This window comes from Streptomyces sp. NPDC085931 (assembly GCF_044540565.1).
Classification (GTDB): Bacteria; Actinomycetota; Actinomycetes; order Streptomycetales; family Streptomycetaceae; genus Streptomyces.
The window spans coordinates 130,658-145,752 of sequence record NZ_JBITSK010000011.1; the positions used below are offsets into that span (position 1 = coordinate 130,658).

Consider the following 15,095-nt stretch of genomic DNA (forward strand, 5'->3'; position numbering starts at 1 on the left):
CTCTAACCGGCAGGCTGCCCGACGGGAACGAGCGGTAAGCGTGACCTCATCAACAAGGGCGGTGCACGGGGGGCGCACGGAGTCATGACGTCCACCCAGTGGACCTATGCACGCGCCCGCCCGCCGATGGGGCAACCGTTTGGTTGTCCGTAAAACGAACCTCACCTCCGCATAGTGCACTTGACCTGTCCAAGTCAAGGTCTGTCTTTTCTTCTAAACCTCTAGTCAAATGTCGTCACTTGACTACACGCGTTGATCACGCGCGCGCGGACCGCACCTGACCAGGGACCCCTTCCTTCCGCGCGCACGAACGCGGGGGAGGAACTCAAGTGACCACTAGACCCTGGACGTTCAGAGCGGCCGCCATCGGTGTGGCGCTCGCGGCGGCCACAGCCACCGCCTCTACCTACGCGGTGGCCGACGACACCTCCGCCCCCCGGTCCACCACCGTGGACCGGCACGACCCGGCGGACCGTCACCACGACGAGCACGACCTCGAAGGCCCTCTGAGCAAGACCCAGGAGGCCCAGCGCCAGGAGGCCCTGGAGCAGGTCATCTCCGGCGAGACCAAGGTCAAGAACCGCGAGGGCTCGAAGGTCGTCCAGCTCAAGAGCAAGAAGGGCGACAGCAAGTACGTCGAGCTCGGCCGCGAGAAGACCGACAAGATCTTCACGATCCTGGTCGAGTTCGGCGACAAGACCGACCCGCGCTACGGCGGCACGGCCGGCCCGCTGCACAACCAGATACCCAAGCCGGACCGCAAGAAGGACAACTCCACCGCCTGGCGGGCCGACTACGACCGGGACTACTTCCAGGACCTGTACTTCGGTTCCGGCAAGGGCGTCGACTCGGTCAAGACCTACTACGAGAAGCAGTCCTCGGGCCGCTACTCGGTCGAGGGCGAGGTCTCCGACTGGGTCAAGGTCCCCTACAACGAGGCCCGTTACGGCAACAACGCCTGCGGCCAGACCAACTGCTCCAGCGTGTGGAACGTCGTCAGCGACGGCCTGGACGCCTGGGTCTCCCAGCAGAAGGCAGCGGGGAGGACCGACGCCCAGATCAAGGCGGACGTCGCGCGCTTCGACGAGTGGGACCGCTACGACTTCGACGGCGACGGCGACTTCAACGAGCCCGACGGCTACATCGACCACTTCCAGATCGTGCACGCGGGCGAGGACGAGTCCGCGGGCGGCGGCGCCCAGGGCACCGACGCGATCTGGGCGCACCGCTGGTACGCCTTCGGCACCGACGCCGGCGCCACCGGCCCAGAGAACAACAAGCTCGGCGGCGCGAAGATCGGCGACACCGGCATCTGGGTCGGCGACTACACCGTCCAGCCGGAGAACGGCGGACTGGGCGTCTACGCCCACGAGTACGGCCACGACCTCGGCCTGCCCGACCACTACGACACCGCGGGCGGCGAGAACTCCACCGGTTTCTGGACGCTGATGTCGTCCGGCTCCTGGCTGGGCACCGGCAAGAACGAGATCGGTGACCTGCCCGGCGACATGACCGCCTGGGACAAGCTGCAGCTGGGCTGGCTGAACTTCGACAAGGCCAAGGCCGGCGTCGACTCGTGGCACAAGCTGGGTGTGGCGGAGTACAACACCAAGCACAAGCAGGCGCTGGTCGTCGACCTGCCCAAGAAGGCGGTCACCACCGAGATCGTCACTCCCGCCGAGGGCACGTCCCAGTGGTGGAGCGGCAGCGGTGACAACCTCAAGAACACGCTGACGCGTTCGGTCGACCTCACCGGCAAGGCGAAGGCCCAGCTGACCCTCGACGGCTGGTACGACATCGAGGCCGAGTACGACTACCTCTACACCGAGGTGTCGACCGACGGCGGCGCCAACTGGACCGCCCTCGACGGCACGGTGGACGGCCAGCCGATCCCGCGCGACGGCAGCGACAAGCCGGCCCTCACCGGCACGGTCGACGGTTACAAGAAGCTCGCCTTCTCGCTGGACGCCTACGCCGGCCAGAAGATCGACCTGCGCTTCCGCTACCAGACCGACGGCGGCGTGGCCCAGAAGGGCTTCGCGGCCGACTCGATCACGGTCACCGCCGACGGCGCGCCCGTCTTCACGGACAACGCCGAGAGCGCGGACGCCGCGTGGAAGGCCACCGGCTTCTCCCGCATCGGCGCGTCCTTCACCAAGGACTACGCGCAGTACTACATCGCCGAGAACCGGCAGTACGTGTCGTACGACAAGACCCTCGAGGTCGGCCCGTACAACTTCGGCTTCACCGAGCGTCCGGACTGGGTCGAGCACTACGCGTACCAGAACGGCCTGCTCATCTGGAAGTGGGACACCTCCCAGGCGGACAACAACACCAGCCAGCACCAGGGCACCGGTCTGGTCCTGCCGGTCGACTCCCACCCGACCGCGCTGAAGTGGGCCGACGGCACGCTGATGCGCAACCGCATCCAGTCCTACGACTCGCCGTTCAGCCTCTACCGCACCGACGGCATGACGCTGCACAAGGCGGACGTGGCGAAGTACATCCCGGGCTCGAAGGGCGTATCGGTCTTCAACGACCGGACGAACGACTACTACGACGAGTCGAACCCGACGGCGGGTGTCAAGATCACTGACACCAACACGAAGATCAAGATCCTCAAGGAGGCCAAGGACGGCTCGACGATCGAGCTGGAGGTCGGCCCCGCGGGTAGGTAATCCGCATCCTTGCAGGTCAGAACATGATCGGCGGTGACCCACTGGCGGGTCACCGCCGATCCGTGTTTAGGTGCGTCCTGTGGCTCTCTTATTGACACCGACCGACACGGGGGGATGACCGCATGGCCGCAGGAGGCTTCTGCAAACTGCCGAACGGCACGGTGGTGGTGGCTCTGAACCTGCCCAGCCCCGCCGCCGACGGCCCCGGCGCCGTCCGGGTGCTCGTCCACTCCGCGAACCGGGCGCGGGCCCTGACCAGGCTCCGCAACCTCGGCCTGCGGTCGGTCTACCTGCGCGGCAACGCCGCACCGCCCAGCCCCGACGAGATCACGGCGGTCCTGCACCACCCCGACGGCCTGATATGGCGCACGGCCCCCGGCCACGGTGTCGCGGGCGGCCCGGACCTGGTCCAGGAGCTGTGGCGCCCGATCAGGTCCCTGCTGCGGCGGCCCACCGCCCAGACCTGACCCGGCGGCCCGCGCGGCTACTGCACGACAGGCTTGCCGGTCAGCTCCACGCCCGCCTCGCGCAGCTCCTCCAGGGCGCGCTCGGTGGTCTCGGCGGCCACTCCGGCGGTGAGGTCGAGCAGGACCTGGGTGCGGAAGCCCTCGGAAGCGGCGTCCAGGGCCGTGGCGCGGACGCAGTGGTCCGTGGCGATGCCGACCACGTCCACCTCGGTGACGTCGCGGGAGCGGAGCCACTCGGCGAGCGGGGTGCCGTTCTCGTCGGTCCCCTCGAAGCCGCTGTACGCCGCCGCGTACGCCCCCTTGTCGAACACCGCGTCGACCGACCCGGAGGCGACGGCCGGCGCGAAGTTCGGGTGGAAGCCGACGCCCTCCGTGCCGGCGACGCAGTGCGCGGGCCAGGAGCGGACGTAGTCGGGGCGGGCGGAGAAGTGGCCGCCGGGCGCGATGTGGTGGTCGCGGGTGGCCACCACGTGCTGGTAGCCGGAGCCGGCGGCCTGCCCGATCAGCTCGGTGACGGCGGCGGCCACGTCGGCACCGCCGGACACGGCGAGGCTGCCTCCCTCGCAGAAGTCGTTCTGCACGTCTACGACGATCAAGGCGCGGCGCATGGTCGGTGTCCTTCGGCTATGGGGTCGGCGGGCCCGGCCGGTGCACTGCCGGGCCCAGGGTCGGGAGCGCGGGGTCGTCAGGGGGCGCGGGTCGGCGCATCGCGGCACACCGCCATTAGCTACCCGAGCCCTCGTGCAGGTACTCCGTCGGAAGGACCGGCTCCCCGCGGGAGAGCTGGGTGGCCGACATCGGGAGCCCCGCGCGCGCCTTCGCGTGCCGGTCGCGCGCCGCGTCCAGCGGTTCACGCGCCACCACCTCGCCGCCCTTGACCAGCTCCACCAGCAGCTGCCGGTCGGCGAGCGAGGCCGGCACCCGCCCGGTGCCGATCACCTCGGCCTCGGCGATCCCGTGGGAGTCCAGCCGCCGCGCGGCCCACTTGCGCCCGCCCACCGACGTCTTGCCGCCGCTGGACTTCTTCGCCACCGGCACCAGCGGTGCCTTCGGATCGGCGGACTCGGCCCGCGCGACCAGCTTGTAGACCATCGAGGAGGTGGGGTGGCCGGAGCCGGTCACCAGCTGCGTGCCGACGCCGTAGGCGTCCACGGGCGCCGCCGCGAGCGAGGCGATGGCGTACTCGTCCAGGTCGGAGGTGACGACGATCTTCGTGTCGGTCGCGCCCAGCTCGTCCAGCTGCCGGCGCACCCGGTGCGCGACCAGCAGCAGGTCGCCGGAGTCGATCCGGACGGCCCCGAGCCCGGTCCCGGCGACCTCGACGGCCGTCCGGACCGCCTCGGCGACGTCGTAGGTGTCCACCAGCAGCGTCGTGCCCCGGCCCAGCGTCTCCACCTGGGCGCGGAAGGCGTCCCGCTCGCTGTCGTGCAGGAGGGTGAAGGCGTGCGCGGAGGTGCCGACGGTGGGGATGCCGTAGCGGAAGCCGGCCGCCAGGTCGGAGGTGGTGGAGAAGCCGCCGACGTACGCGGCCCGGGAGGCCGCCACCGCCGCCAGCTCGTGCGTGCGCCGGGCGCCCATCTCGATCAGCGGCCGGCCGCCCGCCGCCGCCGACATCCGGGAGGCGGCCGCGGCGATCGCGGAGTCGTGGTTCAGGATCGACAGGATCACCGTCTCCAGCAGCACGCACTCGGCGAAGGTGCCCTCCACCCGCATGATCGGCGAGCCCGGGAAGTACACCTCGCCCTCCGGGTAGCCCCAGATGTCCCCGCTGAACCGGTAGCCCGCGAGCCACTCCAGCGTCCGCTCGTCGACGATGTCCCGCTCGCGCAGGAAGCCCAGGACGCCCGGGTCGAAGCGGAAGTTCTCCACCGCGTCCAGCACCCGCCCGGTGCCCGCCACGACGCCGTAGCGGCGCCCGTCCGGCAGCCTCCGGGTGAAGACCTCGAACACGCTGCGCCGATCGGCCGTGCCCGACGTCAGGGCGGCCCGCAGCATCGTCAGCTCGTACTGGTCCGTGAAGAGCGCCGTCGAGGGAACATCCACCGGCAGCCCAAGGTCCGCTGTGTTCATGGAGAGGAGCGTACCCCCATTTCGTCAATCTGACGATTGCGGTCCCGCGGGACGCGATCGCCGTACGGCCAGGCCCGTTTGTGCGACTGGCCCCCTCGGGTGGCAGCATGGGCAGTGTGACGTCACCCGCGCCCCTGGAGATCGAACGCACCGAGTCGGCGGAGGAGGTCTTCGCCGTACCCGAGCCGGACGTCCCCTGGGTCACCATCGTGCACAACGACCCGGTCAACCTCATGAGCTACGTGACCTACGTCTTCCAGACGTACTTCGGCTACTCCAAGGACAAGGCCACCAAGCTCATGCTCGACGTCCACCACAAGGGCCGGGCGGTCGTCTCCAGCGGCACCCGCGAGGAGATGGAACGCGACGTGCAGGCCATGCACGGCTACGGCCTGTGGGCCACCCTCCAGCAGGACCGCAAGTAGCCAGCACCCCGCCCAGCAGCGAAAAGGCGTTCATGCCCGGAACCTTCGAACCGCTCCCCGGCGGCGGCGCTGCCGTCGCCCTCGACGACGTCGAGATCTCCATCATCCGGTCGCTGGCCGTCCAGCTCCTGGAGCTCATCGGCCCCGGCCCCGCCGAGGACGCCTCCGGCGACCCGCTCGCCGAGCTGTTCGCCGAGGGCCCGAGCGAGCCGCCCGCCGACCCGGTGCTCCGGCGGCTGTTCCCCGACGCCTACAGCGACCCCGAGCAGCCCGCCTCGGCCCGCGACGCCGAGGAGCGGCGGGCCTACTCCGCCGAGTTCCGCCGCTACACCGAGAACGACCTGCGCGCCGGCAAGCGGGACAACGCCCTGGCGGTGGTCCGCTCCCTGGACGCGCTCGCCTCGGCCTCGGCCGGCGAGGGCGGAGCGGTGCTGAAGCTGTCGGTGGAGGAGTCCCGGCAGTGGCTGGGCGCGCTGAACGACCTGCGGCTGGCGATCGGCTCGCGGCTGGAGATCTCCGACGAGGAGGACACCGACCTCCTCTACCGCCTCCCGGACGACGACCCGCGCAAGCCGATGGTCATGGCCTACCTGTGGCTCGGCGGACTCCAGGAGACGCTGGTCGGGACGCTGATGCCCTGATCCGCGCGGGTTCCGCGACGCTCGGACGGGCGTTTCGCGTTCGCTCAGAGGACACTCAAATCCGGATAACGATCCCGTCACCGCGGCCGCCTTCTATGGCCACGTCGGGGTCGTTTTGTCCGGTTCTTTTCGTGCGGTGTGTCACATCCCGCCCCTGTGATCAGTGTTGCGGCCGTGATAAATCTTCACGACCGCCCGGCGAGCACCACCCGAATGTTCGGCCGGGTGCGCCACCGAGCCGGCAACCGCCGGCCAGGCACGAGCGGGCTTCGAGAACCGCTCAGCTCCATCATTCCGGGGGGATCGAGACCCGATCCGGGGCCGACGAGAGGCCCGGGTCGGCATGGAGAAAGGCGCACCACTCATGACCTCTGCGCAGGTCGACACGGAAAACGTGCCCGAGGAGGGCTACGAGCGGGGACTCGGCAGTCGCCAGGTCCAGATGATCGCGATCGGCGGCGCCATCGGCGTCGGCCTGTTCATGGGTGCCGGAGCGAACATCGCCAAGGCGGGACCCAGCATCATCCTCATGTACGCCCTTGCCGGCGTCGTGATCTTCTTCATCATGCGGGCCCTGGGCGAGCTGCTCCTCTACCGGCCCGTCTCCGGCTCCTTCGCCGAGTACGCCCGCGAGTTCCTCGGCCCGTTCTTCGGGTTCGTCACGGGCTGGACGTACTGGCTCATGTGGGTGGTCACCGGCATGGCCGAGCTCACGGCCGCCGCGATCTACATCCACTTCTGGTTCCCGGAGATCCCGCAGTGGGTCAGCGCCCTGGTGTTCCTGGTGGTGCTCTTCGGCGTCAACCTGATCTCCGTCAAGATCTTCGGCGAGGTCGAGTTCTGGTTCTCGATGATCAAGGTCACGGCCATCATCGGCATGATCGTCATCGGCCTCGGCGTGCTCACCCTCGGCTTCTCCGACGCCGGTGACACCGCCACCGTCTCCAACCTCTGGTCCCACGACGGCTTCTTCCCGAACGGCATCGGCTCCAGCCTGATGACGCTCCAGGGCGTCATGTTCGCCTACCTCGCCGTCGAACTGGTCGGCGTCACCGCGGGCGAGTCCGAGAACCCCGAGAAGACCCTGCCCAAGGCCATCAACACCCTGCCCTGGCGCATCATCGTCTTCTACGTCGGCGCCCTGCTGGTGATCCTCTCCGTCGTGAAGTGGACCGAGTTCTCCGCCGGCGAGAGCCCCTTCGTGCACGCCTTCGGCAAGATCGGCATCCCGCTCGCCGCGGGCATCGTCAACTTCGTCGTGCTCACCGCGGCCCTGTCGTCCTGCAACTCGGGCATGTACTCCACCGGCCGCATGCTGCGCGACCTGGCCTCCAACAGCGAGGCGCCGCAGGCCTTCGGCAAGCTCAACGCCCGCAAGACGCCCGCGGTCGGGATCACCGTCTCCGTGGCCCTCATGGGCATCGGCGTCGTGCTGAACTACGTCGTCCCGGAGAAGGCGTTCCTCTACGTCACCTCCGTCGCCACCGCGGCCGGCATCTGGACCTGGATGATGATCCTCGTCAGCCACATCCGCTACCGCGCCGCCGTCGACGCGGGCCGGCTGCGCGCCTCGTCCTTCCCCGCCCCGGGCGGAGCCCTGTTCAGCTGGGTCGCGCTCCTGTTCCTCATCGGCGTGACCTGCATGATCGCCTACGACAAGGACGCCCGGGTCTGCCTGTACGTCGCGGCCGGCTGGGCCGTCGCCCTCGGCATCGGGTGGCAGGTCCTCAAGAGCCGCAACCCGCAGCTCACCGAGCGCCGCGGCGACGCGGAGTTCGAGAAGGTCGGCTGACCGGCCCGCGGGACGCCCGCCGCAGGGAGTACTCGTGGCACTCCCTGCGGCTGCCGCTCAGGGCGTCCGGCATGTGGGCCGTTCCGTACCAGCCATCGGTACGGAACGGCCCTTCTGCTTATCCTGACCAGCATGCTGACCATCACCCAGGACCTCGTCGACCGGATCGTCGCCCACGCGCGCAAGGACCACCCCGACGAGGCGTGCGGCGTCGTCGCCGGACCGGCCGGCTCCGACCGCCCCGAGCGCTTCATCCCCATGCTGAACGCGGCCATGTCGCCCACGTTCTACGAGTTCGACTCCGGCGACCTGCTCAAGCTCTACCGCGAGATGGACGACCGGGACGAGGAACCGGTGGTGATCTACCACTCCCACACCGCCACCGAGGCCTACCCCTCGCGCACCGACATCTCCTACGCCAACGAGCCCGGCGCCCACTACGTCCTGGTCTCCACCGCCGACACCGACGGGGCCGGCGAGTTCCAGTTCCGCTCCTTCCGCATCGTCGAGGGCGAGGTCACCGAGGAGGAGGTCCGGATCGTCGAGGCGTACTGAGCCGGTCCTGAGCTCGCGCGCAGCACCGAAATCTCGACATGCGGATGAATAGCGTCCGAAGTGTGGGATCACACTCCGGGAGCCGGGCCGGGAATCGATACGATGAGCCCATGGTTTTCCACGACGTGAGCGAAAAGACGCCGGGCGATCTGCTCGTGGCGCGGCTGCACGTCGACCTGTGCAGGCTCGCCAGCGCCATCTGTTGACGCAGCACCCTGCCGCCGTACGGCCGTGAGCCGCGGCGAAACGCTCCACCTGCGTACGACCACGCAATCCCGCGCCGCCGCGCGCCACCACCCGACGACACCTTCCGACAGGAGCCCTGAGCCATGGCCATCGAGGTCCGCATCCCGACCATCCTCCGCACCTACACCGACGGCCAGAAGGCGGTGGAGGGCACCGGGGACACCCTCGCCGAGCTGTTCAACGACCTCGAGACCCGGCATGCGGGCATCCAGGCCCGCATTGTGGACGGCGACCAGCTGCGCCGCTTCGTCAACGTGTACCTGAACGACGAGGACGTGCGCTTCCTCGACGGCATCAACACCAAGCTGTCGGACGGCGACAACGTCACGATCCTGCCGGCCGTGGCCGGCGGCATGGTCTGATCATGCGCTACGACTCACCCCTGGCCGCGGTCGGCAACACCCCCCTGGTGCGCCTGCCGCGGCTGTCGCCGTCCGCCGACGTGCGCATCTGGGCGAAGCTGGAGGACCGCAACCCCACCGGCTCGGTCAAGGACCGCCCCGCCCTGCACATGATCGAGCAGGCGGAGAAGGACGGCCGGCTCACCCCCGGCTGCACGATCCTGGAGCCGACCTCGGGCAACACCGGCATCTCCCTGGCCATGGCGGCGAAGCTCAAGGGCTACCGCATCGTCTGCGTGATGCCCGAGAACACCTCGCAGGAACGCCGTGACCTGCTGGCCATGTGGGGCGCCGAGATCATCTCCTCCCCGGCCGCGGGCGGCTCCAACACCGCCGTGCGCGTCGCCAAGGAGCTCGCGGCCGAGCACCCCGACTGGGTGATGCTCTACCAGTACGGCAACCCGGACAACGCGGGCGCCCACTACGCGACGACGGGCCCCGAGATCCTCGCCGACCTGCCGTCCGTCACGCACTTCGTGGCCGGCCTCGGCACCACCGGCACGCTCATGGGCGTCGGCCGCTACCTGCGCGAACACAAGCCCGGCGTCCAGATCGTCGCGGCCGAACCGCGCTACGACGACCTGGTCTACGGCCTGCGCAACCTCGACGAGGGGTTCGTGCCCGAGCTGTACGACGCGTCGGTGCTGACCACGCGCTTCTCGGTCGGCTCGGCGGACGCGGTGACCCGCACCCGCGAGCTGCTCCAGCAGGAGGGCATCTTCGCCGGTGTCTCCACGGGCGCCGCGCTGCACGCCGCGATCGGGGTGGGCAGGAAGGCCGTCAAGGCGGGCGAGCCGGCCGACATCGTCTTCGTCGTGGCCGACGGCGGCTGGAAGTACCTCTCGACCGGCGTCTACACGGCCGCCACGACCGAGGAGGCCATCGAGACGCTGCAGGGGCAGCTCTGGGCGTGAGCCGGCGGCACGGACACACCAAGGGGCTGGAGCCGCACTCCGGCCCCTTCTCTGTGCACAGGATCCCTCGGCTTCTGTGCACAGGATCCCCTCGGCCGTGCGGGTCGGACCCGCTGCCGTGCTCGTGAGCCCCTCGGCTGTGCCGGTCGGACCCTGTGCCGTGCCGGCGATTCCCTCGGCCGTGCACGTCGGCAGCCCTCTCGCCGCGCAGGTCAGCCGGCCAGGTACCGCACCCGGTCCCACAGCGCCGGGTCGACCACCCCGATCCTGCGCCGGAAGCCCCACACCGGGACCTCCCGCAGCTCGTCCGTCTCCACGAAGCTCGCCCGGCCCCGGGCGTCGCCGACCGAGCCGGGCGGCAGCAGGATCACCCCCGCGCGCTCGTGCCGGAACCGCGTGGTGATCTTCGCGACGGTCGCCCGCTCCCCGCGCACCGCCAGCACCAGGCACGGCCGGTCCTTGGACCCGGCCGCGTCCTCGTAGGGCACGTCCGCCCACCAGATCTCCGCGGGCTGCGGCCGGCCCGCCACCGCCGTGTCCGCCACCGCCGTCCGGGCCCGCCGCTGCCGTGTGCGCGACCCGCGCCCCCACCCGTCGACGAGCGTGGCGACGAGCGCGAGCAGTACCACCGCGGCGAGCGCCAGCCACCAGGACGTGTCCATACTGAAGACGGTACCGGCGTACTCCCCGCCCCGCGCCCGTCCTCGTGAGGATCGCGCCCGGCCTGCCAGCCGAACCGGTGACACCACAGGTGAGTTCGCCCACAACGGGCCTTGGCGGAGGAGCTACCGGAGGTTTCGCGCCTTACGCTCGACGGACCGCACGACCCCCGACGCCCCTACCAGACTTATCCCGCCAGCGGAGGTTTCTGCTTCATGAAGCTCACCGTCGTCGGCTGCTCGGGGTCGTTCCCGTCCGCGGAATCGGCCTGTTCGAGCTACCTCGTCGAGGCCGACGGCTTCCGGCTGCTCCTCGACATGGGCAACGGCGCCCTGGGCGAGCTGCAGCGCCACTGCGGTCTCTACGACCTCGACGCGATCTTCCTCAGCCACCTGCACGCCGACCACTGCATCGACATGTGCGCGTACTTCGTCGCGCGCTACTACCGCCACGACGGCGGCCGCTGCGATCCACTCCCCGTCTTCGGCCCCGAAGGCACGGAACACCGGCTGACCACCGCCTACGCGGACACCCCGACCGCCTCCTCCATGAGCGAGGTCTTCGACTTCCACACGGTCAAGCCGTCCACCTTCGACATCGGCCCGTTCACGGTGCACACCGAGCGGGTGGCCCACCCCGTGGAGGCGTACGGCATCCGCGTCGAACACGACGGCAAGGTCCTGACGTACTCCGGTGACACCGGGGTGAGCCCCGCCCTGGACGAACTCGCCCGGGACGCCGACCTGTTCCTGTGCGAGGCGGCGTTCACGCACGGCAAGGAGAGCATTCCCGACCTGCACCTCAACGGCCGCGAGGCGGGCGAGACGGCGGCCCGGGCCGGTGCCCGGCGCCTGGTCCTCACCCACATCCCGCCGTGGACCGACCCGCAGGTCAACCTCGTCGACGCCCGCGAGGTCTACGACGGCCCCGTGGAGCTCGCCGAACCCCGGCGGACGTACGAGATCTGAGCGGTCCGAACACGCGAAGGCCCCGGAACCGAGCGGTTCCGGGGCCTTCGGCGCTGAAGCGGGCTACTTCGCCTCCGCCTTCTGCAGCTCGGCGAGTTCCTCGTCGGACTCCCGGCCGGGCGTCGGCAGGTTGAACTTGGTGATCGCGAAGCGGAAGACCGCGTAGTAGACCGCCGCGAAGCACAGGCCGACCAGGGCCAGACCCCACGGGTTGGTCGCGATGCCCAGGTTGAGGAAGAAGTCCACCGCGCCGGCCGAGAAGCCGAAGCCGTCCTTCATCCCGAGCGCCCAGGTCAGCGCCATCGAGACACCGGTGAGCACCGCGTGGATCGCGTACAGCACCGGGGCGATGAACATGAAGGTGAACTCGATCGGCTCGGTGACACCGGTGACGAACGAGGTCAGCGCGAGGGAGAACATCATGCCGCCGACGACCTTGCGGCGCTCGGGGCGGGCGCAGTGCACGATCGCCAGGCAGGCGGCCGGCAGGGCGAACATCATGATCGGGAAGAAGCCGGTCATGAACTGCCCGGCGGTCGGGTCGCCCGCGAGGAACCGGGCGATGTCGCCGCTCTTGCCCTCGTAGGTGCCGGCCTGGAACCAGGGGAAGGAGTTCAGCAGGTGGTGCATGCCGATCGGGATCAGCGCGCGGTTGGCCACACCGAAGATGCCCGCGCCGACCGCGCCGGAGCCGACCAGCCACTCGCCGAAGTTGTGCAGGCCCGTGCCGAGGACCGGCCAGATGTAACCGAAGACGATGCCGATGAGCAGACCCGCGAAGGCGGCCAGGATCGGGACCAGGCGGCGGCCGCCGAAGAAGCCGGCCCAGTCGGGCAGCTTGGTGCGGTAGAAGCGCTGGTAGAGCAGGGCGACGACGAGGCCCATCACCACACCGCCGAGCACCTTGGCGTCCACCGCCTGCTCGACCATCACGATCTTGCCGTCGACGATGGCTTCCTTCTTGGGCAGGCTGCCGTCGGTGAACGTAGCCAGCACGTTCTTGAAGACCAGGTACCCGACCACGGCCGCCAGGGCGGTGGAGCCGTCCGACTTCTTGGCGAAGCCGATGGCGATGCCCACGGCGAACAGCAGCGCCATGTTGTCGAGGATGGCGTTGCCGCCGGCCGCCATGAAGCCCGCGATCTTGGTGATGAAGGCGGGGAACGACTCGCGCCCCAGCATGTCGGTGTTGCCGAGCCGCACCAGCAGGGCGGCGGCGGGCAGCACGGCGACCGGCAGCATCAGGCTGCGGCCGATCCGCTGCAGGACGGCCATCACGGCCGAGCCTCTGCTCGGGCTCGCGGGCGCGGCGGTGTCTGTGGACATGAACTTCCTCCATGGGGCACGGCGCCGCCCAGGAAGAATTCGACGGGGGACGGCGGCGTCTCAAAGAAAGGGGAACGCGGTATCCACCGCGCGACCTCCACCGGTGAGTGGTGTAGACCAGTTGTAGCACGGTAGGCCGAACGAGTGGAACCCGCCAATTCCACCCACCCCGGAGGATCACGCCTCGGCGCTGTCCTCCACGTCCTCCTCGGGCTCCCGCCCCGGCGTCCTCAGGTCGAACTTCGTGATCGCGAACCGGAAGATCACGTAGTAGACCAGCGCGAAGCCCAGCCCGATCGGGACGATCAGCCACGGCCTGGTCGCCAGATTCCAGTTGATGACGTAGTCGATCAGCCCCGCCGAGAAGCTGAACCCGTCGTGCACCCCCAGCCCCCACGTCACCGCCATCGACACCCCCGTCAGCAGCGCGTGCACCGCGTACAGGACCGGCGCCACGAACAGGAACGAGTACTCGATCGGCTCCGTGATGCCCGTGACGAACGACGTCAGCGCCACCGACAGCACAGGCCACCGACCTCCTTGCGCCGCTGCGGCCGCGCGCAGTGCGTGATCGCCAGCGCCGCAGCCGGCAGCGCGAACATCATGATCGGGAAGAAACCCGAGGTGAACTGCCCCGCGTCCGGGTCGCCCGCCAGGAACATGTTGATGTCGCCGTGCACCACCGTCCCGTCCGGCCTGGTGAACGAGCCGAACTGGAACCAGATGGGCACGTTCAGGAACTGGTGCAGCCCCACCACCAGCAACGCCCGGTTCGCCACCCCGAACACGCCCGCGCCCCACGCGTCCCCGTCCATCCAGTCGCTGAAACCCTCCAGCGCGTCACCGACCGGCGGCCACACCCACAGGCACAGCGCCGCGAACGCGATCGCCACGAACGCCATCAGGATCGGCACCAGCCGCCGCCCGTTGAAGAACCCCAGCCAGTCCACCAGCCGCGTCCGGTGGAACCGCGCCCAGAAGAACGCCGCCAGCAGCCCCATCACGATCCCGCCGAACACCCCCGGATTCTGGAACGCGAACGCCGTCACCTCCCGGTCCCCGTCGGTCACCTGGCACCCGACGCCGGGCACCGCCACCGCCCCCTGCGGACAGTCCTCCGGGAACTGCCGCAGCACCGTCCAGTACACGAGGAAACCGGCCACCGCCGCCAGCGCCGTCGAACCGTCCGCCTTCTTCGCCATCCCGATCGCGACACCCACACAGAACAGCAGCGGCAGCCCCAGCGAACTGTCCAGCAGCGCCCCGCCCGCCCCCACCATCACCTTCGAGACGTTCGTCCAGCCCAGCCCGTCGGCCCCGAACACGTCCGGCTGCCCCAGCCGGTTGAGGATCCCCGCCGCCGGCAGCACCGCGATCGGCAGCTGCAGACTGCGGCCCATCTTCTGCAACCCCTGGAACAACCGGTTCCAGCGGACACGCGCCGGACCGGCGACGGCCTCGGCGCCGGCGGAGCTGTCGGCACTCATCTCCGCTCCCCTTCGTCGACGGGCCCGGGGCGAGGGACTTTTGTCGAGAGACGGACTCGTGGTGTAGACCAGTCGTCCGGACGGTCACACGAACGTGAGCCATCCTTCGGCACACACGACGAGACCGCTCGCGAAGATGGGCCAACTGTGGGTTACTGCGACAAAGCGGTTCGGATCAGGGAGAACGAACATGGCCACCAAGGCTGAGAAGATCGTTGCCGGGCTCGGCGGCATCGACAACATCGAAGAGGTCGAAGGCTGCATCACCCGCCTCCGCACCGAGGTCGTGGACCCCGCCAAGGTCGACGAAACCGCCCTCAAGGCCGCCGGCGCCCACGGCGTCGTCAAGATGGGCAGCGCCATCCAGGTCGTCATCGGCACCGACGCCGACCCCATCGCGGCGGAGATCGAAGACATGATGTGAAGCGCGGGGATCGTCCCGGGCTTCACCCCTGACGGACCCTG

General features: G+C 69.6%; 15 protein-coding genes and 1 pseudogene. 11 read left to right on the forward strand and 5 right to left on the reverse strand.

Going from position 1 to position 15,095, the window contains the following annotated elements; genetic code table 11:
* Positions 1 to 329 precede the first annotated feature (329 nt).
* Together ACIGAN_RS23640 and ACIGAN_RS23645 are read left to right on the forward strand one after the other, a co-directional pair.
* Positions 330 to 2,678 carry an immune inhibitor A domain-containing protein gene (locus ACIGAN_RS23640; RefSeq protein ID WP_399860244.1) on the forward strand — a complete coding sequence of 783 codons (2,349 nt, stop codon included), beginning with the start codon at positions 330 to 332 and terminating at the stop codon, positions 2,676 to 2,678.
* Positions 2,679 to 2,800: 122 nt separating this feature from the next.
* The gene (locus ACIGAN_RS23645; RefSeq protein ID WP_365086375.1) at positions 2,801 to 3,145 is read left to right on the forward strand and encodes a hypothetical protein; all 345 of its coding nucleotides are present in this window, start codon (positions 2,801 to 2,803) and stop codon (positions 3,143 to 3,145) included.
* 17 nt (positions 3,146 to 3,162) lie between these two features.
* Here the strand turns inward: ACIGAN_RS23645 and ACIGAN_RS23650 are convergent, their stop codons facing one another.
* Positions 3,163 to 3,753: a nicotinamidase gene (locus ACIGAN_RS23650; protein ID WP_399860247.1), complete on the reverse strand. Its 591-nt coding sequence runs from the start codon at positions 3,751 to 3,753 to the stop codon at positions 3,163 to 3,165.
* Between the two features lie 115 nt (positions 3,754 to 3,868).
* Entirely contained in the window at positions 3,869 to 5,215 is a 1,347-nt protein-coding gene (locus ACIGAN_RS23655) for a nicotinate phosphoribosyltransferase (protein WP_399860249.1), read from the reverse strand.
* Positions 5,216 to 5,322: 107 nt separating this feature from the next.
* Between ACIGAN_RS23655 and clpS the strand changes: the two genes are divergently transcribed.
* The 7 genes from clpS (at position 5,323) to ACIGAN_RS23690 (ending at position 10,189) form a co-directional block, all read left to right on the forward strand.
* Positions 5,323 to 5,640: an ATP-dependent Clp protease adapter ClpS gene (clpS, locus tag ACIGAN_RS23660; protein ID WP_137301422.1), complete on the forward strand. Its 318-nt coding sequence runs from the start codon at positions 5,323 to 5,325 to the stop codon at positions 5,638 to 5,640.
* Positions 5,641 to 5,672: 32 nt separating this feature from the next.
* Positions 5,673 to 6,281 (forward strand): DUF2017 domain-containing protein, encoded by a 609-nt coding sequence (locus tag ACIGAN_RS23665; protein WP_365086366.1) that lies wholly within the window; start codon positions 5,673 to 5,675, stop codon positions 6,279 to 6,281.
* Between the two features lie 364 nt (positions 6,282 to 6,645).
* Entirely contained in the window at positions 6,646 to 8,073 is a 1,428-nt protein-coding gene (locus ACIGAN_RS23670) for an amino acid permease (protein WP_365086363.1), read from the forward strand.
* 132 nt (positions 8,074 to 8,205) lie between these two features.
* Positions 8,206 to 8,628 carry a M67 family metallopeptidase gene (locus tag ACIGAN_RS23675; protein ID WP_365086360.1) on the forward strand — a complete coding sequence of 141 codons (423 nt, stop codon included), beginning with the start codon at positions 8,206 to 8,208 and terminating at the stop codon, positions 8,626 to 8,628.
* 110 nt (positions 8,629 to 8,738) lie between these two features.
* Entirely contained in the window at positions 8,739 to 8,834 is a 96-nt protein-coding gene (locus tag ACIGAN_RS23680; RefSeq protein WP_311688247.1) for a putative leader peptide, read from the forward strand.
* A 123-nt stretch (positions 8,835 to 8,957) separates the two neighbouring features.
* Positions 8,958 to 9,236 (forward strand): MoaD/ThiS family protein, encoded by a 279-nt coding sequence (locus tag ACIGAN_RS23685; protein WP_309096728.1) that lies wholly within the window; start codon positions 8,958 to 8,960, stop codon positions 9,234 to 9,236.
* 2 nt (positions 9,237 to 9,238) lie between these two features.
* Entirely contained in the window at positions 9,239 to 10,189 is a 951-nt protein-coding gene (locus ACIGAN_RS23690; RefSeq protein ID WP_399860252.1) for a PLP-dependent cysteine synthase family protein, read from the forward strand.
* 212 nt (positions 10,190 to 10,401) lie between these two features.
* On the opposite strand, the gene ACIGAN_RS23695 is transcribed toward ACIGAN_RS23690, so the two are convergent.
* The gene (locus ACIGAN_RS23695; RefSeq protein WP_399860255.1) at positions 10,402 to 10,851 is read right to left on the reverse strand and encodes a type II toxin-antitoxin system PemK/MazF family toxin; all 450 of its coding nucleotides are present in this window, start codon (positions 10,849 to 10,851) and stop codon (positions 10,402 to 10,404) included.
* 213 nt (positions 10,852 to 11,064) lie between these two features.
* Here ACIGAN_RS23695 and ACIGAN_RS23700 point away from each other — a divergent pair, with 213 nt between their 5' ends.
* Positions 11,065 to 11,817, forward strand: coding sequence for an MBL fold metallo-hydrolase (locus ACIGAN_RS23700; RefSeq protein ID WP_365738976.1), 753 nt, complete (start codon positions 11,065 to 11,067; stop codon positions 11,815 to 11,817).
* Positions 11,818 to 11,880: 63 nt separating this feature from the next.
* Here ACIGAN_RS23700 and ACIGAN_RS23705 read toward each other — a convergent pair whose 3' ends face one another.
* Both ACIGAN_RS23705 and ACIGAN_RS23710 read right to left on the reverse strand, forming a co-directional pair.
* Complete coding sequence (locus tag ACIGAN_RS23705; RefSeq protein ID WP_365086347.1) at positions 11,881 to 13,143, reverse strand: PTS transporter subunit EIIC; 1,263 nt, start codon at positions 13,141 to 13,143, stop codon at positions 11,881 to 11,883.
* Positions 13,144 to 13,320: 177 nt separating this feature from the next.
* A pseudogene (locus tag ACIGAN_RS23710) lies at positions 13,321 to 14,630 on the reverse strand (PTS transporter subunit EIIC).
* Positions 14,631 to 14,820: 190 nt separating this feature from the next.
* Here ACIGAN_RS23710 and ACIGAN_RS23715 point away from each other — a divergent pair.
* Positions 14,821 to 15,054, forward strand: coding sequence for a glucose PTS transporter subunit EIIB (locus ACIGAN_RS23715; RefSeq protein WP_010039992.1), 234 nt, complete (start codon positions 14,821 to 14,823; stop codon positions 15,052 to 15,054).
* The last annotated feature ends 41 nt before the right edge of the window (positions 15,055 to 15,095 follow it).